At 72.5% G+C, this 26,366-nt stretch carries 25 protein-coding genes; 19 read left to right on the forward strand and 6 right to left on the reverse strand.

Annotated features, from left to right (window positions below; all coding sequences use genetic code 11):
• Positions 1-20 precede the first annotated feature (20 nt).
• The 5 genes from rpsD to AIIKEEIJ_RS18335 all read left to right on the forward strand — a co-directional run bounded on the left by rpsD (position 21) and on the right by AIIKEEIJ_RS18335 (position 4,443).
• Positions 21-626, forward strand: a complete 606-nt coding sequence (rpsD, locus tag AIIKEEIJ_RS18315; RefSeq protein WP_006947173.1) for a 30S ribosomal protein S4 — start codon at positions 21-23, stop codon at positions 624-626.
• 102 nt (positions 627-728) lie between these two features.
• Positions 729-1,790: a DNA-directed RNA polymerase subunit alpha gene (locus tag AIIKEEIJ_RS18320; protein ID WP_006947180.1), complete on the forward strand. Its 1,062-nt coding sequence runs from the start codon at positions 729-731 to the stop codon at positions 1,788-1,790.
• 31 nt (positions 1,791-1,821) lie between these two features.
• Positions 1,822-2,394: a 50S ribosomal protein L17 gene (rplQ, locus tag AIIKEEIJ_RS18325; RefSeq protein ID WP_029544902.1), complete on the forward strand. Its 573-nt coding sequence runs from the start codon at positions 1,822-1,824 to the stop codon at positions 2,392-2,394.
• 5 nt (positions 2,395-2,399) lie between these two features.
• A complete protein-coding gene (gene truA, locus AIIKEEIJ_RS18330) occupies positions 2,400-3,347 on the forward strand; it encodes a tRNA pseudouridine(38-40) synthase TruA (protein ID WP_161996289.1) in 948 nt (315 codons plus the stop codon).
• Positions 3,348-3,438: 91 nt separating this feature from the next.
• Entirely contained in the window at positions 3,439-4,443 is a 1,005-nt protein-coding gene (locus AIIKEEIJ_RS18335; RefSeq protein ID WP_161996290.1) for an alpha/beta hydrolase-fold protein, read from the forward strand.
• A gap of 274 nt (positions 4,444-4,717) precedes the next feature.
• On the opposite strand, the gene AIIKEEIJ_RS18340 is transcribed toward AIIKEEIJ_RS18335, so the two are convergent.
• Entirely contained in the window at positions 4,718-4,885 is a 168-nt protein-coding gene (locus tag AIIKEEIJ_RS18340; RefSeq protein ID WP_155948273.1) for a hypothetical protein, read from the reverse strand.
• Between the two features lie 168 nt (positions 4,886-5,053).
• Positions 5,054-6,196, reverse strand: a complete 1,143-nt coding sequence (locus AIIKEEIJ_RS18345) for an acyl-CoA dehydrogenase family protein (RefSeq protein ID WP_006947196.1) — start codon at positions 6,194-6,196, stop codon at positions 5,054-5,056.
• Between the two features lie 57 nt (positions 6,197-6,253).
• Between AIIKEEIJ_RS18345 and AIIKEEIJ_RS18350 the strand changes: the two genes are divergently transcribed.
• Positions 6,254-6,835 carry a TetR/AcrR family transcriptional regulator gene (locus AIIKEEIJ_RS18350; RefSeq protein WP_006947198.1) on the forward strand — a complete coding sequence of 194 codons (582 nt, stop codon included), beginning with the start codon at positions 6,254-6,256 and terminating at the stop codon, positions 6,833-6,835.
• 18 nt (positions 6,836-6,853) lie between these two features.
• Positions 6,854-7,420: an NADPH-dependent FMN reductase gene (locus tag AIIKEEIJ_RS18355; protein WP_029544898.1), complete on the forward strand. Its 567-nt coding sequence runs from the start codon at positions 6,854-6,856 to the stop codon at positions 7,418-7,420.
• Positions 7,421-7,430: 10 nt separating this feature from the next.
• Here the strand turns inward: AIIKEEIJ_RS18355 and eccE are convergent, their stop codons facing one another.
• Positions 7,431-9,041 (reverse strand): type VII secretion protein EccE, encoded by a 1,611-nt coding sequence (gene eccE / locus AIIKEEIJ_RS18360; protein WP_338020980.1) that lies wholly within the window; start codon positions 9,039-9,041, stop codon positions 7,431-7,433.
• Positions 9,042-9,145: 104 nt separating this feature from the next.
• On the opposite strand from eccE, the gene eccB reads away from it, so the two are divergent.
• On the forward strand, positions 9,146-10,600 hold the full coding sequence (gene eccB, locus AIIKEEIJ_RS18365) for a type VII secretion protein EccB (RefSeq protein WP_161996291.1): 1,455 nt from the start codon (positions 9,146-9,148) through the stop codon (positions 10,598-10,600).
• Here the strand turns inward: eccB and mycP are convergent.
• Together mycP and eccD are read right to left on the reverse strand one after the other, a co-directional pair.
• The gene (gene mycP / locus AIIKEEIJ_RS18370; RefSeq protein ID WP_050035524.1) at positions 10,567-11,955 is read right to left on the reverse strand and encodes a type VII secretion-associated serine protease mycosin; all 1,389 of its coding nucleotides are present in this window, start codon (positions 11,953-11,955) and stop codon (positions 10,567-10,569) included. The genes eccB and mycP overlap by 34 nt on opposite strands.
• A 1-nt stretch (position 11,956) precedes the next feature.
• Positions 11,957-13,441, reverse strand: coding sequence for a type VII secretion integral membrane protein EccD (eccD, locus tag AIIKEEIJ_RS18375; protein ID WP_161996292.1), 1,485 nt, complete (start codon positions 13,439-13,441; stop codon positions 11,957-11,959).
• A 219-nt stretch (positions 13,442-13,660) separates the two neighbouring features.
• Between eccD and eccCa the strand changes: the two genes are divergently transcribed.
• The 10 genes from eccCa (at position 13,661) to AIIKEEIJ_RS32675 (ending at position 24,420) form a co-directional block, all read left to right on the forward strand.
• Positions 13,661-17,644, forward strand: a complete 3,984-nt coding sequence (gene eccCa / locus AIIKEEIJ_RS18380; RefSeq protein WP_161996293.1) for a type VII secretion protein EccCa — start codon at positions 13,661-13,663, stop codon at positions 17,642-17,644.
• Positions 17,626-18,957, forward strand: coding sequence for a type VII secretion-associated protein (locus AIIKEEIJ_RS18385; protein ID WP_338020981.1), 1,332 nt, complete (start codon positions 17,626-17,628; stop codon positions 18,955-18,957). Before eccCa ends, AIIKEEIJ_RS18385 begins: the two co-directional genes overlap by 19 nt.
• 131 nt (positions 18,958-19,088) lie before the next feature.
• Positions 19,089-19,430 (forward strand): WXG100 family type VII secretion target, encoded by a 342-nt coding sequence (locus tag AIIKEEIJ_RS33700; RefSeq protein WP_338020982.1) that lies wholly within the window; start codon positions 19,089-19,091, stop codon positions 19,428-19,430.
• A gap of 81 nt (positions 19,431-19,511) precedes the next feature.
• Positions 19,512-19,811 carry a WXG100 family type VII secretion target gene (locus AIIKEEIJ_RS18395; RefSeq protein ID WP_006934921.1) on the forward strand — a complete coding sequence of 100 codons (300 nt, stop codon included), beginning with the start codon at positions 19,512-19,514 and terminating at the stop codon, positions 19,809-19,811.
• Between the two features lie 223 nt (positions 19,812-20,034).
• Positions 20,035-20,478, forward strand: coding sequence for a 50S ribosomal protein L13 (gene rplM / locus AIIKEEIJ_RS18400; protein ID WP_006934922.1), 444 nt, complete (start codon positions 20,035-20,037; stop codon positions 20,476-20,478).
• On the forward strand, positions 20,475-20,981 hold the full coding sequence (gene rpsI / locus AIIKEEIJ_RS18405; RefSeq protein WP_006934923.1) for a 30S ribosomal protein S9: 507 nt from the start codon (positions 20,475-20,477) through the stop codon (positions 20,979-20,981). Before rplM ends, rpsI begins: the two co-directional genes overlap by 4 nt.
• Before the next feature lie 175 nt (positions 20,982-21,156).
• The gene (gene glmM / locus AIIKEEIJ_RS18410) at positions 21,157-22,494 is read left to right on the forward strand and encodes a phosphoglucosamine mutase (protein WP_006934924.1); all 1,338 of its coding nucleotides are present in this window, start codon (positions 21,157-21,159) and stop codon (positions 22,492-22,494) included.
• Positions 22,495-22,656: 162 nt separating this feature from the next.
• A complete protein-coding gene (locus AIIKEEIJ_RS18415) occupies positions 22,657-22,983 on the forward strand; it encodes a hypothetical protein (protein WP_006934927.1) in 327 nt (108 codons plus the stop codon).
• A 13-nt stretch (positions 22,984-22,996) separates the two neighbouring features.
• Entirely contained in the window at positions 22,997-24,253 is a 1,257-nt protein-coding gene (locus tag AIIKEEIJ_RS18420) for a hypothetical protein (protein ID WP_161996294.1), read from the forward strand.
• Positions 24,250-24,420: a hypothetical protein gene (locus AIIKEEIJ_RS32675; RefSeq protein WP_006934931.1), complete on the forward strand. Its 171-nt coding sequence runs from the start codon at positions 24,250-24,252 to the stop codon at positions 24,418-24,420. The genes AIIKEEIJ_RS18420 and AIIKEEIJ_RS32675 overlap by 4 nt, the downstream gene beginning before the upstream one ends.
• On the opposite strand, the gene AIIKEEIJ_RS18425 is transcribed toward AIIKEEIJ_RS32675, so the two are convergent.
• Positions 24,393-25,238, reverse strand: coding sequence for a dienelactone hydrolase family protein (locus AIIKEEIJ_RS18425; protein WP_029544807.1), 846 nt, complete (start codon positions 25,236-25,238; stop codon positions 24,393-24,395). The two genes, AIIKEEIJ_RS32675 and AIIKEEIJ_RS18425, sit on opposite strands and share 28 nt — an antisense overlap.
• Before the next feature lie 97 nt (positions 25,239-25,335).
• On the opposite strand from AIIKEEIJ_RS18425, the gene glmS reads away from it, so the two are divergent.
• Positions 25,336-26,366, forward strand: a 1,031-nt coding sequence (glmS, locus tag AIIKEEIJ_RS18430) for a glutamine--fructose-6-phosphate transaminase (isomerizing) (protein WP_161996295.1), incomplete at its 3' end; no start/stop codon positions are given.

Genomic DNA, 26,366 nt, shown 5'->3' on the forward strand with positions numbered 1-26,366 from the left:
GGGAAAGGAAGGTTTGAATCATGGCTCGCTATACCGGTCCCGTTACCCGTAAGTCGCGTCGTCTGCGCGTCGACCTCGTCGGAGGCGACCAGGCGTTCGAGCGTCGCCCCTACCCGCCCGGCCAGCACGGCCGCGCGCGGATCAAGGAGAGCGAATACCTGCTCCAGCTGCAGGAGAAGCAGAAGGCCCGCTTCTCCTACGGCGTGATGGAGAAGCAGTTCCGTCGTTACTACGAGGAGGCCGCCGGCCGGCCCGGCAAGACCGGTGAGGTCCTGCTGGTCATCCTCGAGTCGCGTCTGGACAACGTCGTCTACCGCGCCGGTCTCGCCCGGACCCGCCGTCAGGCCCGCCAGCTGGTGAGCCACGGCCACTTCCTGGTGAACGGCAAGAAGGTCGACATCCCGAGCTACCGCGTCTCGCAGTACGACATCATCGACGTCCGCGAGAAGTCGCTGGGCACGCTGCCCTTCCAGGTGGCCCGTGAGACCCAGGGTGACCGCCCGATCCCGGGTTGGCTGCAGGTCGTCGGCCCGCGTCTGCGGGTGCTGGTCCACCAGCTCCCCGAGCGCGCGCAGATCGACATCCCGCTGCAGGAACAGCTGATCGTCGAGTACTACTCGAAGTAAGGCGCTTCGCGCCGTGGTGTCCTTCCGGTCCTCCCGAGGTCCGGGGGGACACCACACCCCGACCAGGGCGTCATATGGCGGACGCCCACAAGGAGGCACTCCATGCTCATCTCGCAGCGACCCACCCTCAGCGAAGAGGTCATCGCCGACGACCGCTCGAAGTTCGTCATCGAACCCCTCGAGCCCGGTTTCGGGTACACCCTCGGCAACTCGCTTCGTCGCACCCTGCTGTCCTCGATTCCGGGCGCGGCCGTCACCAGCATTCGCATCGACGGCGTGCTCCACGAGTTCACCACGGTCCCCGGGGTCAAGGAGGATGTCACCGACATCATCCTGAACCTCAAGGGCCTCGTGGTCAGCTCGGAAGAGGACGAGCCGGTCACCATGTACGTCCGCAAGCAGGGCCCCGGCACCGTGACCGCGGGCGACATCGTGCCCCCGGCCGGTGTCACCGTCCACAACCCGGACCTGCACATCGCCACCCTGAACGACAAGGGCAAGCTGGAGATCGAGCTCGTCGTCGAGCGCGGCCGCGGCTACGTCCCCGCTGTTCAGAACAAGGCATCCGGCGCCGAGATCGGCCGCATCCCGGTCGACTCGATCTATTCGCCGGTGCTCAAGGTGACCTACAAGGTGGAGGCGACCCGCGTCGAGCAGCGCACCGACTTCGATCGGTTGATTCTCGACGTGGAGACCAAGAACTCGATCACCGCGCGGGACGCGCTCGCCTCGGCGGGCAAGACCCTGGTGGAGCTCTTCGGTCTGGCCCGTGAGCTGAACGTCGAAGCAGAAGGCATCGAGATCGGTCCCTCGCCCGCCGAGGCCGACCACATCGCCTCCTTCGGACTCCCCATCGAGGACCTCGACCTGACGGTCCGGTCCTACAACTGCCTCAAGCGCGAGGGTGTGCACACCGTCGGTGAGCTCGTGGCACGCACGGAGTCCGATCTGCTCGACATCCGCAACTTCGGTCAGAAGTCCATCGACGAGGTGAAGGTCAAGCTGCACTCGCTCGGCCTCTCCCTCAAGGACAGCCCCGCGTCCTTCGACCCGAGCACCGTCGCCGGCTACGACGCCGCGACCGGTACCTGGAGCGACACGGACGCCGGTTCCTTCGGCGACGCCGAGGGGAACGAGGACTACGCCGAGACCGAGCAGCTGTAGCAGCTCACGGTCCGTTACTAGGAGATTCATCATGCCCAAGCCCAAGAAGGGTGCCCGCTTCGGCGGGTCGGCCTCGCACCAGAAGGCGCTGATGGCCAACCTGGCCACCGCGCTCTTCGAGCACGGCCGCATCACCACCACCGAGGCCAAGGCCAAGGCCCTGCGGCCCTACGCCGAGAAGCTCGTCACGCACGCGAAGGCCGGCACGCTGGCCAACCGTCGTGAGGTGCTGAAGGTCATCCGCAACAAGGACGTCGTCCACACGCTGTTCGCGGAGATCGGCCCGTTCTACGAGGACCGCAACGGCGGCTACACCCGCATCGTCAAGACGATGCCGCGCAAGGGTGACAACGCTCCCATGGCGATCATCGAGCTCGTCAAGGAGAAGACGGTCACGTCCGAGGCCGACCGCGCCCGGCGCGTCGCCGCCTCGCAGAGCGCGCCGGCCACCGAGGCCCCGGCCGAGGAGAATGTGGTCGAGGCCGTCGAGGCCGACGCCACCGACGCGCAGGTCGAGAACGCGGACGCCGTCGTCGACGCGATCGAGGACGAGAACGCCACTGCGGCCGACGCCAAGGACGCCGACGAGGCCAAGAAGGACTAGTCCACTTGGTTTCGGCATCCGCTGAAGCGAACGAGCCCGTCGCCCCCCACGGGGGCGGCGGGCCCGTTGCTTTCGAGAACCCTTCCGCCGCCGCCGTGGACACCACCCGGCTGCGGCTCGACATCGCCTACGACGGCACCGACTTCTCCGGCTGGGCGCGTCAGCCCGGACGGCGGACGGTGTGCGGGGAGATCGAGGAGAAGCTCGGTGCGATCGTGCGCGCGCCGGTGCAGCTCACCGTCGCCGGCCGCACCGACGCCGGGGTGCACGCCTCCGGTCAGGTCGCGCACGTCGACGTCCCCACCGCCGCGATTCCGGACGACCTCGTCCGCCTGGTGCGCCGTCTCGCCCGGTTCCTGCCCCGCGACGTCCGCATCACCGGCATCTCCGTCGCCCCGCCGCACTTCGACGCCCGCTTCTCGGCGATCCGCCGGCACTACGAGTACCGGCTCACCACCGCCGTGTACGGGGCGGACCCCCTGCGGGCCCGCGACACCGTCGCCTGGCCCAAGCCGGTGGACGTGGACGCGATGCGCGCGGCGTCGACCTCGCTGCTGGGCCTGCACGACTTCGCGGCCTTCTGCAAGCGGCGCGACGGGGCGACGACGGTCCGCGAACTGCAGCGCTTCGACTGGACGGTGTCCGGCGGTCGCGCGGCGGGCGCCGGTCCGGACGTCGGCGTGATCCTCACCGCGCACGTGAGCGCGGACGCGTTCTGCTGGTCGATGGTGCGCAGCCTCGTCGGCGCGGCGCTGGCCGTGGGGGAGGGGCGGCGCAGTGTCGACTGGATGACCGCACTGCTCGACGAACGGGAGCGTGCCGCGGCGGTGGCCGTGGCCCCGGCGCACGGGCTCAGTCTCGTCGGCGTCGACTATCCCGCCGACGACGACCTCGCGGCGCGCAACGCGGCCACCCGCGAGATGCGCGGGCCCATCAGCCCCGGCTGCTGCTGACCTGCGGCGGGGCCGGCCGGTGATATGTTCCGACGAGCACGTCCCCCGGCCGGCCCGGCCGGGGGATCGGCGTGTGAGAGGGAGGCACCCATTGCTGGACTTGCCCGCGATCCGGCGACGGGGTGCGACGGTGGCGGTGGCACTGCTCGCCGCGACGTCGCTGCTGACGGCACCGGCGCTCGCCCAGCCGGCTGCGGATGCGGACCCGGCCGGTGCCTACGTCGATCACGTGGAGGAGCGGACCGCGCGCGACTGGGTGCTGCACGTGTACTCGCCGTCCATGGACCGGGTGATCCCGGTCGAGGTGATCCGGCCCGCGGACATCTCCGCGGCGCGACCGACGTTCTACCTGCTCAACGGCGCCGGTGGGGGTGAGGACGCCGCCAACTGGCGGGACCAGACGGACGTCCGCGAGTTCTTCGACGGCAAGAACGTCAACGTCGTCACTCCCGTGGGCGGCGCCTTCGCGTACTACACGGACTGGATCCGCGACGACCCGAAGCTCGGCCGGCACCGGTGGGCGACGTTCCTGACGTCGGAGTTGCCGCCGGTCGTCGACGCGGTGCTGGGCGCCGACGGCCGCAACGCCGTCGCGGGGATGTCGATGTCGGGCAGCTCGGTGCTGGCCCTCGCCCAGCAGTCGCCGGGGCTGTACGAGGCGGTGGCGTCCTACAGCGGGTGTGCACAGACGAGCAGCGACCCGGGGCGCAGCTACGTGGAGGCCGTCGTCACCCTCGGCGGCGGCGACGTCGAGAACATGTGGGGGCCGATCGGCGGACCGGGGTGGATCGCCAACGATGCGGCGCTGAACGCGGAGAAGTTGCGCGGCACGACGCTGTACATCTCGTCCGGCGGCGGTCTGCCCGGCCCGCACGAGGCGGCGTTGGGCGGGCAGGTGGATCCGGTCGACCTGGTCGTCCTCGGATCCATCGAGGCGGCCACGGCCCAGTGCACCGAGCGGCTGCGGCGGACCTTCGACGAACTCGGGATCGAGGCGACCTTCAGCACGGGCGCGCAGGGCACGCACTCGTGGGGTTACTGGCAGGACGCGCTGCACGAGTCCTGGCCGATCCTCGCGGAGGCGATCGGCGCGTAGCGCGGCCCGGCACGCGTGACGGAAACAGCAAGGGGGCGAGGTCGGATGACCTCGCCCCCTTCGCTACGCGTCGAGGCGTCTCTCAGATCAGCCAGCTGAGGAAGGAGAGCACGTGGTCGATCAGGGAGCCGAGCGAGCCGAGCAGCATGGGAATTACCTCCGATGTCGATGTACAAATCCTGGACGTACGTCCAACAAGATCTAAGTACAGGCTGTCCGCTTTGCCCAGAAAATGTGACGCAGGATACCGAGGGGAACGGCGAGGGGTCGGAGGTCAGTCCGCGATCATCCGGAGCAGCGCCGCCACCGCGCGGAACGGCAGCGACAGGAGCCGCAGGAACAGGACGCCGAGCTCGGCGAGTGTCGCCACCGTGTCGGCGGCGTCGGCCGCCCACTCCATCCGGTCCGCGGCTCTGCGGCCACGCCTACGGCGTCTGTCCACCCGGCGCACGGTAGCAGGTGGTTCGCGAAATCTGACAGGAGGATGTTTCAGATTCCACGGCAGGAGTTATCCGGGCGGTGTCGGGGTGCGCGAGCCGCCGGGGAGGACGGCCGCGCGCCCCGACGCCGCCGGGAGTGCGCGCCCCGGGGCTGCCGGGAGTTCACACCGTCAGCCGGCCAGGTGCCGCGCGATGACCAGCCGCTGGATCTGGTTCGTGCCCTCGAAGATCTGGGTGATCTTCGCGTCCCGCATGAAACGTTCGACGGGGAAGTCGCGGGTGTAGCCGTAGCCGCCGAGCACTTGCACGGCGTCGGTGGTCACCTTCATCGCCGCATCGGTCGCGACGAGCTTGGCGACCGACGCCTGCCGCGAGTAGGGCAGGCCGGCATCCTTGCGGCGCGCGGCGTCGATGTACGTCGCGCGGGCCGAGTCCACCGCGGCGGCCATGTCGGCGAGGACGAACCCGAGTCCCTGGTGGTCGATGATCTTCTTGCCGAACGCCTTGCGCTCCTTGGCGTATGCGGTGGCCTCGTCGAGCGCGGCCTGCGCGAGACCCACCGCGACGGCCGCGATGCCGAGCCGGCCCGAGTCGAGCGCGCTGAACGCGATCGGCAGGCCCTGGCCCTCGGCGCCGATGCGGCGCTCGCCGGGCACGAACGCGTCGTCGTAGTGGGCGGTGGTGGTCGGGATGGCGTGCAGACCCATCTTCTCCTCGGGCTTCCCGAAGCTCAGGCCCTCGGTTCCGGCCGGCACGAGGAAGCAGGAGATGCCCTTCGAGCCGGCGTCGGAGGTCCGGGCGAACAGCGTGTAGAAGTCCGCCTTGCCGCCGTTGGTGATCCACGCCTTCGATCCGGAGATCCGGTAGCCGCCGTCCACGGCCGTCGCGCGGCAGGCCAGGGCCGCGGCATCGGACCCGGCCTGCGGCTCGGAGAGGCTGTAGGCGCCGATCGTGTCGCCGCCGAGCATGTCCGGCAGCCACTTGTTCTTCTGCTCGTCGGTGCCGTGGGTGGCCAGCGCGAAGCACGACAGCCCGTGCACGCTCACCGCGACGGCAACCGCCGCCCAGCGGGCGCCGAGCTCCTCGAGCACCTGCAGGTACACCTCGTACGGCTGGTTGCCGCCGCCGAATTCCTCCGGGTACGGCAGGCTCAGCAACCCCGCCGCGCCGAGGGCCGGGAAGACCCCCTCGGGGAACGTCTCGGTGCGCTCGTGTTCGACGACCCGCGGGGCGAGAACCTTGTCCGCGACGTCGCGGGTCAGTTCGATGAGGTCGTAGGCCTCGGGGGTGGGCAGCAGGCGCTCGACAGGCACGGCAGACTCCTCGATCGGAAATAGTACTGAGAACGATACTGCAGTACTGTATGAAGTATGACAAGAGCGGGGATCCGACGCGGCACGGCACGTCAGGCGCAGCTGTTCGACCAGCTCGTCGCCCTGTTCCTCGCCGCGGGCTTCGCCCACTTCACCCTCGACGACATCGCCGCCCGCCTGCACTGCTCGAAGTCGACGCTCTACACCCTCGCCGAGAGCAAGGACCGCCTCGTCCGCGCGGCCACCGTGCACTTCTTCCGTGGCGCCACCGAACGCGTCGAGGCCGAACTCGACGGCCACACCGGCGCCGCCGACCGCATCCGCGCCTACCTCGAAGCCGTCGGCCGGCAACTCGAACCCGCCTCCGCGCAGTTCATGGAGGACATGGCCGCCGCCCCCACCGCCCGCGAGGTCTACGAACGCAACACCCGCCTCGCCGCCGAACGCGTCCGCGACCTCATCGCCGACGGCGTCGCCGCCGGCGAACTGCGCGACGTGCACGCCGCGTTCGTCGCCGACGTCGTCGCGGCTGTCATGGTCCGCATCCAGCAGCGCCACGTCGCCGAGGCCACCGGCCTGCCGGACGCCCAGGCCTACCGCGAACTCGCCGCCCTCCTGACCCACGGCCTCACCGCCTGAGCCGCCTACCATCGGCCCATGGACGCCGAAGCCCCGATTCGTCTCGAGATCGTCGTCGCCAGCGTGCGCGCCGGACGGATCGCCCCCGTCGTCGCCGACTGGTTCGCCGCCACCGCACGGCAGCGCCCCGAGTTCGACGTCGGCGTGCTCGACCTCGCCGACACCCCGCTGCCGCAGGATCTCTCCGGCGGCCCTGAGGCCGAGGCGTTCACCCGGCGGATCGAGGCGGCCGACGCATTCGCCGTCGTCACCTCCGAGTACAACCACGGGTACCCGGCCGCCCTCAAGACCGCCATCGACACCGTCAAACGCGAATGGCGCACCAAGCCGATCGGATTCGTCTCCTACGGCGGGCTCTCCGGCGGGTTGCGCGCCGTCGAGCAACTCCGGCAGGTCGTCGTCGAGGTGCACATGGTCCCGGTCCGCGAATCGGTCAGCTTCCACCGCGTCAAGCACGCCTTCGCCGCCGACGGCACCACCACCGACGGCGCCGCGATCGACGCCGCGCAGCGCATGTTGAACCAGCTCGCCTGGTGGGCGCGGACCGTGCGCGCCGGACGGGCCGCCCAGCCCTACCCCGGCTGAGGGACCCGGCTCAGCGTGCGGGCGCCGGCTGCGCGGCACGGCCGATGTACGCGGCCTCGGCGTCGATGCTCACCAACGACAGCGACAGCCGTCGGCCACCCACCGCCAGCACCACCCGATCGCCGGCCGCTCCGGGCTGCAGGATCGACACGTCCGGGCGCTCGCGCGGCCACCGATCCGGGTGTGCGTGCACGTGGATCGCGGTCGTCCCGGCCGGGACCGTCGCCGGCCGCACGCCGTCGTACACGATCGTGTCGAAGTCCCGATCGTCGCCGGCCAACCGCAACCGGTCCGGACCCGCCGCGGCCAGCAGGGGACGCCAGGCCAGGGCGCGATCGGTGTGGATCACCACGCGGGCGCCCGTCGCCACCGCCCGGAACACCACCTGCTGCGCCAGATGCAGCTCCCCGGCGACATACACGGTGCGCACCCCCCGGCCGGTCAGGCGGACGGACACGGCCGCACCGGACTCGTCCGCGCCGAGCAGCTGCCCGCATCCCGTCACCGGCAGCGCCAGGGCGTCGACGTCGGCGAGGTGCATGGTGCACAGCGGGATCAGATCCTCGAGCCCCACCGCGGCTGTCGGGATCGACGCCAGCAACCCGTCCAGTTCGCGGCTCCACAGCCGTCGGGTGCCCGGCATCCGGATCCTCGGCTCGGGCGTGCGGCTCGTGCCGCGCACCGACGCTCCCACCCACACGGCTCCCGGCTCGGCGCCGGGGCGCAGCCGAACCGCGATCGTCGCCGACGACAGTGACTCGGACCAGACCCGGGTCATGATCGCCCGGTCGAGGTGCCCCGGCTCCACCACCGCGGCGCGACTGTAGCCGCCGGGAAGCCGTACTGCGCCCCGATCCTCCTCGAGCAACGCCGGATCCGCGCACCCGGCGACGGACTCCACCGCCCAGGCGATCTCTCTCGCGCCGAGGATCCTCGCGGTGTGGTGCTGCTCCGCCAACGCGCGCACGACGCGCCGCGCCGCGGCGGTCACCGCGCGCGCCGCGCCCTCCGAGCCGCCGCCACGGCGGGCCACTGCGGCCGGGCAGGCGACGGAGTCGAACCGCAGCGCGAGCCACACGGTGCACGTCGCGGCGGCGGGCAGCGGCCCGATCAGGCGTTCGTACGCCGCACCGGCGGCGGTCTCGTCGCACACCCGGCTGCCGTGCACGATGACGTCGATTCCGTCGAGGCCGACGTCGTGCGTGGCGAGGCACGCGGCGATCGCGGCCAGCGGAAGCCGGCGCAGCGGTTCGGCCCGATCTCGTGTCAGCCGGGTGAGCTCGCCGGCCGTCGGTACCAGCTCGACCACCGCCACGACGGCGGTGCCGTCCCAGCACACCCCGACCGGTCGATCGTCGCCCGCCGCGACGTCGACGATCACCGGGCCGGACCGCAGCGAACGGCGCCGGAACCGCCACCACAGCCGCCCCCATTCGACGGCGTCGAGTCCGTGGACAGGCACCGCCACCGCCAGCGCGGCCAGTACCGCCACGGTCACCGCAGTGGGAAGCGCGGCGCCCGTCGCCGCCGCCGTCGTCGCGCCGATCACCGCCGCGCACTGCGCCCGCACCACCGTCACCACGCAGCGGCGCCGCGGCCGCCGGAAGATCCCATCCTGCACGACGATTCCCCCGTTCCCACCGAGCGACGGCCCGGCCCCCCCGACGTTCCCGGACGGAACTGTACTGTGTTGCGGCGGAGGGGGCGTCGTACGGGGGAGGATCGATGGGAGCGCAGCCGACCACGCGCTGGCAGGTCAACGGCCACCGATTTCTGGTGCGCCGCATGGAACATGCACTGGTGCGGCGAGACGTGCGGATGATCCACGACCCGATGCGGTCGCAGTCGCGTGCCCTGGCGGTGGGCGCCGTCCTCGCCTGTGTCGGCCTCGCCGGCTGTGCCGCGCTCGCTCTGCTCCGCCCGCAGGACAGGATCGGTGACGCGGCGATCGTGGTGGGACGCGATTCCGGCGCGATGCTGGTCGCGATCGACGGCGCCTTCCATCCGGTACTCAACCTGGCCTCCGCCCGTTTGGTGCTCGGGCGGCCCGAGGCCCCCGCCGTTGTCGCCGACGGCGAATTCGAAACCCGGCCCCGGGGGCCCCTCGTCGGTATCCCCGGTGCGCCGTCCGCGCTGGCACACGTCGCGGCACCGCTGCCGTGGACGGTGTGCGACACCGTGACGACCGACGGAAGTCGTTCCGTCACAACGACCGTCACCGGGGGAGAGCCGGCCTACGGCGAGCGCGTGCGGCCTCTCGCCGACGACGAGGCCCTGCTCGTCGCGGCCGACGGCAGGCACCATCTGGTCTACCGAGGCTCCCGCGCCGAGGTGGATCTGGCGGACCAGGCGCTCACCCGCGTCCTCGGCATCGATGCCGGCATGGCACGTCCCGTCGGGCCGGGCCTGCTCGCCGCGATCCCGGAGGTGCCGCGGCTCGAGGCCCCGCGGATCCCCGGTGCTGGCGGCGAACCCGGCTATCCGATCGGATCGCTGACCGTCGGTTCGGTGGTCCGCGTCGCGGTGCCCGACGGGAAGAGGTTCTACGTCGTGCTGCGCGACGGTGTGCAGGAGGTGTCCGAGGCGACAGCGCAGATCGTCCACTTCACCGACTCGCAGGGCGCCGCGGAGATCCCGGCCGTCGCGCCGGACGTGCTGCGCGATGCTCCGACCGTGCGGGGTCTCGCGGTGGACACCTTTCCCGCCACCGTGCCCACCGTCGTCGATGCCCGCGACCGTCCCGTCGCCTGCCTGACGTGGATCCCGGGGGTCGGCGCGGCCGAACGGTCGCGGTCCGTCGTCGAGGTCTCGGCGGGGTCCGCGCTGCCGCTGCCCGACGGCGCGGTGCCCGTGTCCCTGGCCCAGGCGGACGGCGCCGGGCCCGAGGCCGACAGCGCCTACCTCGCGCCCGGCCGGGGGGCGTTCGTGCAGACCACCTCCGTCGCGCCGGACAGCGCGCGGCGCGGCGCCCTCTTCTACGTGGCCGACACCGGCGTGCGCTACGGGATCGTCGACGCGGAAGCCGCGACCGCCCTGGGATTCTCCGAGCCGGTGCCCGCGCCGTGGCAGATCGTCGAACTGTTCGCGCCGGGACCTGCACTCGGGCGGGCGGAGGCACTCGTCGCCCACGACGGTGTCGCGCCGGATCACGACCCGGCGCCGGTCGGCGCCGGCCGCTGACGACGGCGCCGCAGCGGCGCGGTCGCCGACGCCGCCACCCCCAGGACCGCGAGCACCACCGCCGCCACGACGACCGCGACGTCCCTGGGCCGGTGATCCGGCGGCGTCCGCGGTATCGGCGCCGCGACGGCCACCGAGGCCGGCGCCTGCGGACGCCGCTCCCTCGGCGGGGCGGTCACCGCCGCGACGGGGTCGATCACGCCGTGGCCCACCCGCGGATTCCAGCCCTCCGCCGGTGCGTGCGCCGTGGCCTCGATCCGCATCGCCACGGTGCGGGCATCGAGGTGCGGAAACCGCGCCCGTACCAGCGCGACGGTCGCGGCCACCAGCGGCGCGGCGAAGCTCGTGCCGGACACCGGCACCGGGCCCTCGGCTCCCCGGTAGGCGTCGACGAGGCCATCGGCGGTGGGATGCAGGGAAACCACCCCGCTGCCGGGCGCGGCGACGTCCACCCACGGCCCCGGCAGGCTGTAGCTCGACGGTGACCCGTCCGGCTCGACCGAGCCGACCGTGAGTACGTAGTCGTCGTACCAGGCCGGCGAGGCCACGGTCGTGACCGCGCGCCACGGATCGTCTCCCGGCCGGAGAGGATCGAGCCCCTGCGGGTTCGACCCCTGGCAGCGGTCCTCCACGTTGCCGGCTGCGGCCACGACGACGGCGTCCTTCACCTCGGTCGCGTACCGCACCGCCGCCCCGAGTTCGGGGTCGTCGATGCCCTCCGCGGCCGGCGCGCAGGCGACCTCGGAGATGTTGATGACGGTGGCGCCGAGGTCCGCGGCGCGGCGCACCGCCATCGCCATCGTGCGCACGTTGCCGTAGCCGGGCGACGTGCGCGCATCGTGGTCGGCGGGATCCGACCGTCGCGCCGAGAAGTGGCGGCTGGACTGGCGCACGGTGAGGATCCGCGCATCCGGGGCGCCACCGGCGAACCCCGACCCGGGGACCGGCTGCGCCGCGACGAGCCCCGCCACCAGGGTCCCGTGGGCGTCGCAGTCCTGCGTCCCATCGCCCGAGGAGACATAGTCGCCCCCCGGTACCAACCCGGGCAGCCGCGCATTGCGGCCCACCCCGGTGTCGATCACCGCCACGAGCTGCCCCGCCCCGCGACTCAGCGGCCACACGGCCGGAAAGTTCAGCACGCGCTGTGGTTCCGGGATCGAGGCGCTGTCGCCGGCGACGTCGACCGTGGTACACGGCGAACGCTGCCCGGTGTCGTCGACGGGCCCGGGTTCCCCGGGCGGGGGCAGGCGCCCGGCATCGACGGGCGGAGGTTCCGCCGCGGCGGACGGGGCCGTTCCGAAGGACGAGGCCGTCAGCACCAGGGCGACGACAACGAGGCGTGCGCCGCGGGCCACGTCAGAACCCGCGGACGGCGGCGTAGAGCCCGGTGACCCAGCAGGCCAACGGCACGATCGTCGCGATCACCGCGTACTCGACCACTTCGGCGGCGCGGCGCTGCACCGGCGTGAACGATCGTCGCGGCGCGACCACGCCAAACACCAGCGCTGCGGTCGCGACGGCAAGGGCGAGGGCGAACACGACGACGGGCGGCGCGGATCCGCCGACCGCGGCCGCGCCGAGGAGGCCCACCGGCACGGTTGCGCCGCCTGCCACCAGCAACGTCGCCTGGCGCGCATCGGTGTAGGTGCGGCCGCGCAGCATGATCACCGCCGCCGCGGCGACGGCGAGGGCGGTGCCGGGCAAGCGGAGACCGTCGCCGGACAGCGGCGCCGCGGCACACCACGCGCCCGCGACGACGAGAACGGCTCCCGCACCGATCAGCCCGGTGAGGTGGTCGCGTGCCCGCGCGGCGGCCGCCGCCAGCTCGCTGGGATCGGGCAGTGACCGGTCCCCGCCGTCCGGGGAGTCCGGTCCGTCCCTGCCGTCTTCGGTCTGCGGCGCGGGGGTCCCGGTCCCGGTCCCGGGACCGGGCACCGGCGGCAACGGCAGGTCGGCGAATTTCATGGCGAGGCGGGGTGCGAATGTCACCGTCAGCAGGGCCGTGACGACGACACCGGCGCCGACCGCGGAGGCGGAGATCCCGGTCGAGGCGGCGACGAGAAATGCGGCCGCGGCGGTCGCGGCGACGGCGGCGACCGCGGCGAAGGGCGCCCTTCCGACGGCGGTCAGCAGCAGGACCAGGGTCGCCACCGCCCCCGACAGGACCGCCCCGAGCATGGGGTGCGCCGGTCCGAAAGGGCCGGGCACCACGAGAATTCCGGTGACGAAGGCGGCCGGGACCGCGCAGGCGCACAGGAGCGCCGCGGTGCGGTGGTCGTCGCGGGCCCGCCCGAGCAGGATCCCGGCGAGCAGGAGCAGGGCGGCGAGCGCGGCGCAGCCGGCACCGGCGGCCGTCCGGCCGTCCGGGGAGGCAAGTCGCAGCAGGGCCCCCACCCCGACGACCGTCGCGGACAGGGCGACGACCGCCGCGACCGCGGCCGCCGCACGCGGCGACCAGCGGCCCGCGCCGGCCTCGTCCGCCGTCGCGACGCTGTGGGTCACGTCGTCGAACAGCGGGGGTGGCGCAGGTGCCGACGCGTGCTCGAGCACCAGCAGGTCCCCGTCCCGGACGCCGTGCTCGTGCAGGCTCAGCGCGGCGGCGAGACGCGACGATCCGAGACGGGCCAGCGCCCACGCCTCGGGCTCGACCCGCTCGGAGGAGGCGTCGAAGTCGTTGTGGGACCGGTGGGCGGTGACGAGATCGACGACCCCCGGCACGAGCAGCGCGACAGGGACGTCCGCGGGTAACGCGAGGTCGACCTGTGTGTGCTGGGCCAGCACGGTCACGCGGCAGAGTTCGGGCGCGCCGATCCGCCCCGGTTCGGTGTGCGCAGCCGTCATCGTCCATCCCCCCGTCGTCCCCCGACCGTGCTGCGGTCCGGGCCGGGCTCGCCCGCCCGGTGTCGCCCGGACCTCGCGGAGACGATACGACATCGCTTCGCGCAGGCCGTCTTCGCGCCCGCCTGCGTGCCGATGTCGCAGGGGTGCGTTACCCTTCGTCGACCGTGGGGGGACGGCCGTCGTGAGGACGGCCGGCACGGTGCGGGTCGGGGGTGGGGTGTGAGCACGGTGCGGTTCGTGCGCAGGCCGCGGCGCGAGGTGCCACGCGTCCCGGCGGGTGAGGTGAGAATGCAGGCCCCGCCGGAGATTCCGCGTTCGACGCCGGGAAATCTCCTGGCGAAGCTGCTGCCCGTCGTGATGGTCGCCGCGATGATCGGCATGGTGGCGCTGATGTTCGGTTCGGGGATGGCGCGAAGTCCGATGTCGCTCGTCTTCCCGCTCATGATGATCGTCTCGATGGTGGGCATGCTCGCCGGCGGCGGCCGCGGAGGCGGGGCGAAAGCGGCCGAGGCCGACGAGGACCGCAAGGACTACCTGCGGTATCTCGATCAGCTCCGGCGGGAGGTCCACGACACCGCAGACCGGCAGCGGAGGGCCCTGGAGTGGACGCACCCCGACCCGGCCGTGCTGTGGACGCTCGCGGGAACGGTGCGCATGTGGGAACGCGACGGAGCCGACGCCGACTTCTGCCACGTGCGGGTCGGGCTCAGCGGCCAGCGCCTCGCAACCCGGCTGATCGCCCCCGACACGGGTCCCGTCGAGGACCTCGAACCGGTGGCGGCCGTGTCGCTGCGCCGGTTCGTGCGCGCGCACTCGGTCGTACCGGCCCTGCCGACCGCGGTGTCGTTGCGGGGGTTCGCGGCGGTGTCGCTCGGCGGCGATCGCCCCGCGGCCCGTGATCTGGTGCGGGCGATGCTGCTGCAACTGTGCACCTTCCACAGCACGGACGTGCTGCGGATCGCCGTGGTGTGCGGTCCGGACACCGCCCCGGAGTGGGAGTGGGTCAAGTGGCTGCCGCACGCCCAGAACCCCGAGATCGCCGACGGTGCGGGCAGCGCCCGCACCGTGTTCGGCTCGGTCCGGGATCTCGAGACCGCGTTCGCCGACCGCCTGACGGGCCGCGGTCGGTTCGTCCGCAACACCCCACCGGTCGACGGTGTGCCCCAACTGGTGATCGTGATCGACGGTGGCGTACCCGGCTCCGGGTCGGGGATCCTCGACGACGGGCTCGACTCCGTCACGGTCCTGGACCTGTCCGCGTCGATGCCCCGGCTGTCGGCCACCCGCGGGCTCGAACTCGTCGTCGGTGAGGGCCGATTGGGTGCGCGCGCCGGCGAACGCGTGGAGACCTTCGCGGTCCCGGACGGAGCGAGCGTCGCGCAGGCGCAGACGGCGGCGCGGCGCCTGGCACCGTACCGCGCCGCCCAGCGGGTCGCCGAGTCCGGCAACGGGGAGAATCGTTCGGCGCCATGGGAAGACCTGCTCGGTCTCGGTGACGTCGCACAGTTCGATCCGGAGCGGGCGTGGTCGCCGCGACGGGGCCGCGACCGGCTGCGCGTGCCGATCGGAATCGGAACCGACGGTGCACCGGTCGAACTGGATCTGAAGGAGGCTGCCGAGGGCGGGATGGGGCCGCACGGACTCTGTATCGGCGCCACCGGGTCCGGGAAGTCCGAACTGCTGCGGACCCTGGTGCTCGGTCTGATCGCGACGCATCCCCCCGATGCGCTGAATCTCGTCCTCGTCGACTTCAAGGGCGGCGCAACCTTCCTCGGGCTCGAGTCGGCCGCGCACGTCGCGGCGGTGATCACCAACCTCGCCGACGAACTGGCCATGGTCGACCGGATGAAGGACGCCCTCGAGGGCGAGATGAACCGAAGGCAGGAACTGCTGCGCGCGGCAGGGAACTTCGCGAATGTGGGCGACTACGAGCGCGCCCGGGCCGGCGGTGCCGCGCTGGCTCCGTTGCCGGCGTTGTTCGTCGTCGTGGACGAGTTCTCCGAGCTGCTCACGCAACAACCGGAATTCGCGGAACTCTTCGCCGCGATCGGACGGCTGGGACGATCCCTGCACATGCATCTGCTGCTGGCCAGTCAGCGGATCGACGAGGGCCGGCTGCGCGGACTCGACAGTCACCTCTCCTACCGAATCGGCTTGAAGACCTTCTCGGCCAACGAGTCCCGAAGCGTTCTCGGAGTCCCCGACGCCTACCATCTGCCGCCGTCGCCGGGGACCGGATACCTCAAGTGCGACTCGGCGGAGATCGTGCGGTTCGCGGCCGCCTACGTGTCGGGTCCCTACGAGCCCCGCCGCTCGGGCCGGTCGGTGATCAGGCCGGGCACGGCGACCTCCCGGCCGCGGCTGTTCACCACGGCCGAAGTACCCCTCGCGCACCTCGAACCGGGTCCCGGGCCGGCCGAGCCCGGCGTGGATCCGGTCCCGGCGGAGGAGAGCCGCTCCGTGCTCGATGTCCTGATCGGCCGGGTGCGGGGTCACGGCACCCCCGCGCACGAGGTCTGGCTGCCGCCCCTCGACGCGGCGCCGAGCCTGGACCGACTGGTCCCGCGGTCTCTGCTCACCGGCGACGTGCTGCCGCGGAGCACCCTGCGCACGCCGATCGGCATCGTGGACCGCCCGTTCGAGCAACGGCGGGATCCGCTGCTGGTGGATCTCGCCGGCTCGGCGGGCAACGTGGTCGTCGTCGGAGGGCCGCGCTCCGGCAAGTCGACGGTGCTCCGCAGCCTCGTCCTGTCGATGGCGATGACGCACACTCCCGAGCAGGTCCAGTTCTACTGCCTGGACTTCGGGGGCGGATCCCTCGCCGGGCTCGCGGGCCTTCCGCACGTCGGGTCGGTCGCCAACCGGCTCGACGCCGACCGGGTGCGCCGGACGATCGCCGAACTGACTGCCCTGCTGCGGCGCCGGGAGGGTCGTTTCGGCGCGCTGGGCCTGGAGTCGATGGCCGAACTGCGCCGCCGCCGGGAGGGCGGCGGTCCGGCCGCGGACGTCGATGCCTTCGGCGACGTGTTCCTCGTGATCGACGGCTGGCCCAGCATCCGGCAGGATTTCGAGGCGCTGGAGCCGCAGGTCGGCGTGCTGGCGGCGCAGGGGTTGTCCTTCGGCATCCACGTGGTGCTCACCGCACCGCGGTGGGGCGACGTGCGGCCGGCGATGCGGGACCATCTCGGGACCCGCCTCGAGCTGCGCCTCGGCGACCCCGCCGATTCCGAGTACGGCCGCAAGAAGGCGGCGGCGGTGCCGGAGGGCCGCCCGGGCCGGGGCATCGACCGCCACGGACTGCACGTGCTGTCCGCGCTGCCGCGTGTGGACGGCAGCTCCGAGGTCGTCGACCTCGCGGCGGGACTGGCCGACGCGGTGGCCGCCGTCGCCGCGGCCGCACCGGGCCGCCCCGCCCCGCCCGTGCGCATGCTTCCCGATCGCGTCGATCGGGCCGGGGTGCTCGCGGCGCTCGCGGACCGATCGGCTGCCGGTGGCGCGCCCGGGGAGCGGCGGTTGTTCGTGCCCGTCGGCATCGACGAAGCCGAACTGGCCCCGGTGGGGATCGACTTCTCCGAGCAGCCTCACCTGCTCGTTTTCGGTGACTCGGGTTGCGGCAAGACGACCGTGCTGCGCGGCATCTGCCGCAGCCTCGTGGAGTCCCACACCGGCGCACAGGCCCGCATCATCGTCGGGGACTATCGGCGCACCCTGCTCGGCGTCGTCGAGGGTGAGCATCTCGGCGGATACGCGCCGTCCGCGGTGACGTTGTCGGCGATGGCCCGCGACCTCGCGGCGGTGTTCGAGCGGCGGATGCCCGGTCCCGACGTCACCCAGCAGCAACTGCGTGAGCGCTCCTGGTGGTCGGGACCCGAGGTGTTCGTCGTCGTCGACGACTACGACCTCGTCTCCGCGGCGAGCCAGTCGCCGCTGACGCCACTGCTGGAGTATCTGCCCCAGGCCAAGGACGTCGGGCTGCACCTCGTCCTGGCGCGCCGCTCCGGGGGAGCCGGGCGGGCTCTCTTCGAGCCGGTCATCGCGCGGCTGCGGGAATTGTCGGCGGCCGGCCTCGTGATGAGCGGCAATCGAGAGGAGGGAGCGCTCGTGGGCACCGCGCGTCCGCGCCCGATGCCGCCCGGACGGGGCATCCTCGTGCAACGCGACGGGGAGACGCTCGTGCAGACGGCGTGGCTGCCGCCGCAATGAGCGACGTCCACGCGCTGCACCTGCAGGTCGTCCCGGGTCGGGTGTACGCGCGGCGGTCCGATCGGACCGTGACGATTCCCGCATCGGCTCCCGGCCGTGTCCCCACGGACGACGATGCGCCGCTGGCGACCCTGCTCGGGTACGTCGCGGCGACGGCAGGCGCGCCGGCCGGCCTCGACACGGTGGTGGTGGTCCATCCCACCGAGTGGGGCGAACGTCGGCGGGAGGAGTTGCACACGGCCGCCCGGCAGGTCGCGCGAAATGCCGTCCTCCTGACCGCCGCGGTGGCCGCGCGCCGCGCCGCGCCTGTGGGCGACGGCGAGCGATGCGCGGTCGCGGAGGTCGATGGTGCCGGCGTGACAATGGCGGTGCTGAGCGCCCCCGACGGCGGCGACGTCGACCGCATCGCGCGGGACCCCGACCTCGACGAGGGACTGCTCGACTCGCCGGCGGGAGCCGAGCGGCTGGACCGGCTGATGCGAAACGTGTGCGGTTCCGTCGATCCGGATGTCGTCCTCGTGACGGGGATTCCGGGCGAGCCGCCCGGAACTCCGCTGTGCGAGCGGATCGCCGAGCGGCTCGGCCGCGGCATCCGGGTGATACCGGTCGCCGCGTCCGAGGTGCTGGCCGCGGTGCCGGAACCCCCGGCCGTCCCGTCGGGGGACACGGAGCCGCTCCCACAGTGGCTGCACACCGTGCCGGCCTCCCGGTCGACCCGGCCCGTCCGCCGGATCCGTTGGGCCGTCGTGGCCGTCGTGGCCGCGACGGCCGGCTGGGTGTGGACTGCAGGACAGGGCGCGGACCTGCCCGCGGTGGGCGCGGAGGTTCCCGTCGCCGGCGACTCGGCCGATGAGTCCTCGGCGACGAGACAGCCCATGCCGCGCCCACCTTCGGTTCGTCACGAACTCGGGCCCGTCCGGCTGGAACTGCCGGGGGACTGGAGGGTCCGCGACCCTGTGCCTGCCGGGGCCGAGCGCGTCGAACTCGTCCCCGCCGGCGGGAGGGATCGGCGAATAGTGCTGGTGCACAGTCTTCTTCGTGAAGATATGGACTTGGCCGGCGTGGGGGAGGTGCTGGCCCGGCGCGCGGACGAACGTTCCCCGGTGATCCGTGACCTCGACCCCGACACCACCTTCGCGGACCGCCCGGTGATCGCCTACGTGGAGGCGCCGGACGAATTCTCGCTCGTGCGTTGGTTCGTCGTGGTCGAGTCCGGCATGCAGGTGGCGGTCGGATGCCAATTCCTCGTCGACGAATGGGCGGGAATCAAGAACGAATGCGAGCAGGCCGTCCACACCGTGACGGTGGAGTAGCGGATCGCCCCGTTCGCCGAGCAGGGGAACCCGGCGGACAGGCGCTGCGTCCAATCGGATGTAGGCGCGAACCGGCTTCGGCCACGGTGGGCCGGAGGGATACGGGACGCGGGACGACGGAGGAGACAGGCGTGACGCAACCAGGGCAGGGCAGTTCGAATCGGGTGGCGACCGACGTCGCGACCATGGAGACGGCGGCGCGGCAGATCGAGGACTCCCACGGAGAACTCGAACAACTGCTCGGTGCGCTGCGCACCACCGTGTCGTCGTCGCCGGACGTATGGCAGGGCCGGTCGGGGATGGCGTTCACCGACGTGATGTTGCGATGGGACCGCAGCGCCCTCCAGCTCAACGAGGCACTGGCCGCGATCGTCGCCGGCATCCGTACCAACGGTCGGGCGTACGAGGACACCGTCCAGGCCCAGGCGCAGTCGCTGAACGTCCTCGGCGACAGCCTCCACGGCACCTACTGACGCCGCTGCGGGCGGGCCGGTGCGGAACCGCGCATCGGCCCGTGCGCACAACACGACTCACGACTCGAGGAGAACGAACGAATGAGTGGACCCGATGTGATCCGGCAGGACTTCGGTGGCATCGACGACCTGCACACCCGCGTCGTCGGACTGCAGCGCGGCATGAACGACACGCTCGACCGGATCAGGTCACAGGTCGAGCCGCTGGTGCAGACCTGGGACGGGCAGGCCCGGTCCGAGTACCACGTCACCCAGCAGAAGTGGGATCGGGCATCCGCCGAGCTGAATCTGCTGCTCGACCAGATCGCCGTCGCCGTGGCGCGGGGCAACGACGAGATGCGCAGCGTCGAATCCGAGCTGGCACGGAGGTGGCAGGCCTGAAGCGACACGAGTAGCGAGCGACGTCCCGGTGGTGGAGAGGCCGCCGGGACGTCGTGCTGTTTTGACCGTGCACATACCTCCCCGGTATCGTGTGCCGTTGGCGTGTCGTCCGTCGTCGTTGCCTCGTGCGCGGCGAACGTCGCTTCTCGGGTCCCAACTGGCCGTCGGAAGCGATCATCGGCGGCGCGCGGGCCAGCAGCGAAACGATAGACGAGGAAGATCTGTGTCTACGTACACACCGAAGGCCGGCGACGTGACCCGCCAGTGGCACGTCATCGACGCCACCGACGTGGTGCTCGGCCGCCTCGCGGTGCAGGCGGCGAACCTGCTCCGCGGCAAGCACAAGCCCACTTTTGCCCCCCACGTGGACGGTGGCGACTTCGTCGTCATCATCAACGCGGACAAGGTTGCCATCTCCGGCAACAAGAAGCAGGACAAGCTCCTGTACAACCACTCCGGCTACCCGGGCGGCCTCCGGTCCCGCACCGTCGGTGAGGTTCTGGAGAAGAACCCGGACCGTCTGGTGGAGAAGGCCGTCACCGGCATGCTCCCGAAGAACAAGCTCGGTCGCGCGATCGCGAAGAAGCTGAAGGTCTACGCGGGCCCGAACCACCCGCACACCGCGCAGCAGCCGGTGCCGTTCGAAATCAAGCAGGTGGCGCAGTGACCGAGAACGTGAACGAGAACTACAGCGACGAGTACACCGACGCCGAGAACGTCGAGGTCGCCGCGGACGAGTACGTGGCCGAGGAGGCCGCTCCGGCTCCCGCGCCGATCGTGTTCGACCGCCCGGTGCAGACCGTCGGCCGCCGCAAGGAGGCCGTCGTCCGCGTCCGCCTCGTGCCCGGCACCGGCAACTTCGTGCTCAACGGCCGCACCATCGAGGACTACTTCCCGAACAAGGTGCACCAGCAGCTCGTCAAGTCGCCGCTGGTCACGGTCGAGCGCACCGAGCAGTTCGACGTGCATGCCCGCCTGCACGGCGGCGGCCCGTCGGGTCAGGCCGGCGCCCTGCGCCTGGCCATCGCCCGCGCGCTGATCGAGGTCACCGCCGAGGATCGCCCCGCGCTCAAGCGCGCCGGCTTCCTCACGCGTGACCCGCGTGCCACCGAGCGCAAGAAGTACGGCCTGAAGAAGGCCCGTAAGGCACCGCAGTACTCCAAGCGCTGATGTGCCGCCGACGCTGACCTCGTCAGCCTCGGCTCCTGTTCGACCACGAGAGCAGGCGCCGGTAGAGAATTCCCTACCGGACGCCTGCTCTCGTGCATTGACGTACTTTTTGCGACAGCAGGCGGCGCCCGCGGACGGCGGAGACCGCATTTCTCGACGTGGAGGACTTTGCTCGATGGGTCGGATGTTCGGCACCGATGGCGTGCGAGGCTTGGCGAACGCCGAGCTCACGGTCGAACTGGCGGTACGGCTCGCCGGGGCGGCCGCGACCGTGCTGGCAGGCGGTGCCGAGGGCCGGCGCCCCGTCGCGGTGGTGGGCCGCGACCCCCGTGCCAGCGGGGAGATGCTCGAGGCCGCCGTGACCGCGGGCCTGACCGCGGCCGGCGTCGACGTGTTGTCCGTCGGGGTGCTGCCCACCCCGGCTGTCGCGTTCCTGACCGGGGCCTACGACGCCGACCTCGGCGTGATGATCTCCGCGTCGCACAACCCCATGCCGGACAACGGCATCAAGATCTTCGCGGCCGGCGGTCACAAGCTCGACGACGCCGTCGAGGACCGTATCGAGGCCATGCTGCACGGTGCGGGCGGGGTCGCCCGCCCCACCGGCGCGGGCATCGGCCGGGTGCGGACCGCCGACGACGCCGCCGACCGCTACCTCGCCCACCTCGCGACGGCGGTGCGCATGCCGCTGACGGGCCTGACGGTCGTGGTGGACTGCGCCAACGGCGCCGCGTCGCGCGTCGGGCCGGCCGCGTACGCCGCGGCCGGGGCCACGGTCGTCGCGCTGCACGCCGACCCGGACGGGCTCAACATCAATGACGGCTGCGGTTCGACGCATCTCGACGGCCTCCGGGCCGCGGTCGTCGAGCACGGCGCCGACCTCGGTCTCGCGCACGACGGCGACGCCGACCGGTGCCTCGCGGTCGATGCGACGGGCACCGTGGTGGACGGCGACGCGATCATGGCGATCCTCGCCCTCGGGATGCGCGAGGCCGGCGAGCTGCACGCCGACACGCTCGTCGCCACTGTGATGAGCAACCTCGGCCTGCACCTGGCGATGCGCGAGGCCGGGATCACGGTCGTGACCGCCGGCGTCGGCGACCGATACGTGCTCGAGGAGCTGCGCCGCGGCTCGTTCAGCCTCGGCGGCGAACAGTCCGGCCACATCGTGCTGCCGGCCCTGGGAACCACCGGCGACGGGGTGCTCACCGGCCTGCGCCTCATGGAACGGATGGTCGCGACCGCTTCGCCCCTCGCGGAGCTCGCCGCGGTCATGCGCACCCTGCCGCAGGTGCTGGTGAACGTGCCCGTGTCGGACAAGGCCGCGGTGGCCAAGGCTTCCGTCGTCGCGGACGCCGTTGCCGCCGTGGAGCGGGAACTGGGGGAGACCGGGCGGGTGCTGCTGCGTCCGTCGGGCACCGAACAACTGGTCCGGGTGATGGTCGAGGCCGCCGACGACGCGGTGGCCCGTGCTCTCGCCGATCGTCTCGCGGGAGCGGTCGCCTCCGTCTGACGGCACCGATCCGACGGCCTCCATCTGTCGGCCTCCATCTGTCGGCCTCCATCTGTCGGCCTCCATCTGTCGGCCTCCATCTGTCGGCTCTGCCCCGCCGGGGAACCGATCCGCCTCCCGCTGCGTCGAACCACCCGGGGGGACGAGGGAGGGGGCGGCGCGGTGCGTGACGGGGTGGGGCTCGACGGTGCGGCGGTCCGGGTGATCGCCGAGGGCCTGGCGGACTCGGCCGCCGAGATCGACTGGCATGCGCGTGCGTGCCGCGCCGTCGGCTTCGGTCCGGACGCGGCCGGCGACCGCTACCGGTCCGAGGCCGAGGTCGTGCGAGCGCGCTACGACGGGCTGCATCGGGCGGTCGCGGAGTGGTCGGCGGCGACGGCCGCCCGCGCGGAGGCGCTGCGGCGCGCGGCCGGGGGGTACGCGTGGCTGGAGCGGGAGTCCGAGTCGGTCCTGCGGGCCGTCGACCTGCCGCCGACGGGGCACCGGTGACCGGAGGAGGCCGGTGACCGGGGGCGGGCAGCGGCTCGACCTGGTGCTCGACGGGGGCCGCGTCGGGTTGCGCTTCTTCGCCGAGCATCTTCCCCGCGCCGAGCGCTGCGCCCCCGGCCTGCCGTCCTGTGCGCAGTTGCGGGAACGCTACGACGAGCAGCGCGGCACGGATCCGGCCGTCCTGCTCGCGGACGCCGACGTGTTCGCCCGGCTCGAGGGTGCCCTGGGTGCCGAGGTCGCGCGGCAGCGCTCCTACGTCGACGCCTTGGCGGCGGCCTGGACCGGAGGCGGGGCGGTGGGTGCGGCCGACGCGCTCGACCGTCATGTGGCGGTCGGCGAGGACCTGCAGGCACGGCTCGGCGCCGCACGTCGCGCGCTGACCGACGCGGCGGCCGCGGTGCTCGCGATCGTCGAGGAGAAGTCCCGGGCGGCCGCCGAGTTCGCCGACACGACCGTCGGCGGGCGCACCGTCGAGGAAATCGACGCGATTCTGGCCGGCGCCGCGGGCGGCGACGGCCCGACGACAGCCCAGCTCGCCGCCTGGGATTCGGCGCTGGGCCCGGCCCCCGAACGCGCGGCTGTCACGCAATGGTGCGGGCGGTGGCGCGACGAGGTGTTCCGGCCCGGGGTGGAGACGGCCGTCGAGTCGTTCCTCGACCTGTGCGACGACACCGACCGAGCGGTGCGGGCGGTACTCGCCGAACTCGCCGCGACGCTGGCGCCGCCGGATCCCGGCCCGCGGAGCGTGGCTCCGATGACCGATCCGTGGTCGCCGTGTGGGGCGGCGACGGACCTGGTGGCCGCGGGGCTGCGGCTGGCGACGGCCGTGGGCGAACTCACAGGCGCGGTCCTCGGTCTGGCCACGACCGTGGTGGAAGAGGTTTCCGAGGCCGTCGAGCCGGCCGGCCCGCCGCAACCGCAGCCGGAGCGTCCGCTGTCGCCGCCGCCGGATCCGGCACACCCGCCGTCGCGCACACCCGCCCCCGAGACCCCGGCCCCCGCCGCCGGAGGGACGGGAACGGACCCCGACACACCCGGCGCCGGTCCGGGCGACGACACGCCGCCCACACCGCCCGACGAGCCGCGGCGACCGGACGAACCAGGTGACGGCGGAGCGCTCGGTCCCGCGCCGGCCGGGATGCCGGGCACGCGGGCGGACACCCCCGCGCGGCGGCCCGCGTCGGCGGAACCTGCTGGTGAGAGCGTCGAAGCGGGCCCCGAGGAGGAGCCTGCCGACGGCGTGGTCCTGGCGGAGGCGGGGCCGCTGTGACCGGACGGTTCGAACACATCGTCGCCGAGCACCGGGACGCGGTCGAGCGCCGGCTCGAGAACCTGCGGCGCCTCCGGGAACCCCGTGAACTCGCCGCCGGCGCGACGCGCGGGCCGGCGCCGGCCGTCGAAGAGGAGTTCTACCGCCCGAGCAGCTGGTTGATCTGAGTGCCGAGTTCGCGGTCGATCGCGTCGGGCTCGGTGAGCACCTCCGAGCCGGGAAGCTCGGCCTCGGGGTCGGCGAACGGCGCGTAGGTCTTGTCGCCGGCGAGCCGGTACAGCAGATATCCGGTGAGCAGCGCGCGGGTGACCTTCTGGGTGTTGCGCTGGGCGCCGCCGACGCCGAGGAAGGCGAGCAGGCGGCGGCCCTCGATCATGCCGTCGTCGGTGGCCTTGTGGACGGACCGCATCAGCATCTCGCCGCCCCAGGCCTGGGCGACGGCGACGGCATCACTGCCCATCGAGCCGAGGTCCTTCTCGGCGGCGAGCACGAGCCCGGGCGCGTGCACACGCGCGGCCAGGACCGAGGCCGGCGGCGACGTCGGGGCCGGGTAGAGCGCGGCGACGGCGGCCACGTCGCGCCGGGACGCCGCAAGTACCGCAGCTCCCGCGCCCATGCCGTGGCCGACCAGGCCGAGACGGTCGGGGTGCACGCTGATCCGTCCGGTGCCCAGGCGCACGCCCACGCAGATGTCGAGGGTGGTGCCGAGGTCGGCGGCCAGGCCCAGGTGCGACGGGATCGGCCCGCGTTCGGTGCTCGGGGCGGCCACGACGATGCCCCACGAGGCGAGGTGTTCGAACAGCGCCGAGTACTTGTCGAGACCGGTCATCCAGCCGTGGCCGAACGCGACGGCGGGCAGGCCGAAGCCCTCGGCGGGGGTGTAGACGATGCCCGGCTGACCTGCGAGAGCGAGGTTGCCGCGCAGCACCGTGTGCGGTCCGCGCTTCGAGAGCCGCTGGGCCAGGGATTTCGGTTTCGCCGCCACGGCGTGAACGTTAGCCGATGATCAGCTTCGAGCGTGCCACCCGCCGGGACGTGGACGAGTTGTTACCGGCGGGTCGCGGACCAGTACCCTGCTAACCATGTGCGGAATCGTGGGGTACGTCGGGCATCGCCCGGCTCTCGATGTCGTGGTGGAGGCACTGCGGCGGATGGAGTACCGGGGCTACGACTCGGCCGGTGTGGCGGTCCTGGACGGTGCGGGCGGCCTGGCCGTCGAGCGCAAGGCGGGCCGGCTGGCCAATCTCGAGGCCGAGCTCGACGAGGTGGGGGTGGAGCACTTCGCCGGCACCACCGGCATGGGGCACACCCGGTGGGCCACGCACGGTCGTCCCACCGACCGCAATGCGCATCCGCACCGGGACGGGTCGGGGAAGGTGGCGGTGGTGCACAACGGCATCATCGAGAACTTCGCGCCGCTGCGGGTGGAGCTCGAGAAGGCCGGGGTGGAGTTCGCCAGCGACACCGACACCGAGGTGGCGGTGCATCTGGTGGCCCGGGCGTATGCGGACGGGCCGACCGCGGGGGACTTCGAGGCCAGTGCGCTGTCGGTGCTGCGCCGGCTCGAGGGGGCCTTCACACTGGTGTTCACCCATGCCGACCATCCGGACACGATCGTCGCGGCGCGCCGGTCGACGCCGCTGGTCGTCGGGGTCGGCGACGGCGAGACGTTCGTGGCCTCGGACGTGGCCGCGTTCATCGAGCACACCCGGCACGCGGTGGAGCTGGGCCAGGACCAGGTGGTGGTGATCACCGCCGACGGGTATCAGGTGTCCGATTTCGACGGCGGCACCGACGTGGTGACCCGCCCGTTCGAGATCGACTGGGATCTGGCGGCCGCCGAGAAGGGCGGCCACGACTACTTCATGCTCAAGGAGATCGAGGAGCAGCCCGCCGCGGTGGCCGACACGCTGCTCGGGCACTTCGCCGGGGGCCGCATCGTGCTCGACGAGCAGCGGCTGTCGGATCAGGAGCTGCGCGACGTGGACAAGGTGTTCGTCGTCGCGTGTGGCAGCGCCTACCACTCGGGTCTGGTGGCCAAGTACGCGATCGAGCACTGGACGCGGTTGCCGGTGGAGGTCGAGCTCGCCAGCGAGTTCCGGTACCGGGATCC

The sequence above is a fragment of the Rhodococcus sp. YH1 genome (assembly GCF_009939605.1).
GTDB classification, from domain to species: Bacteria; Actinomycetota; Actinomycetes; order Mycobacteriales; family Mycobacteriaceae; genus Rhodococcus; species Rhodococcus aetherivorans.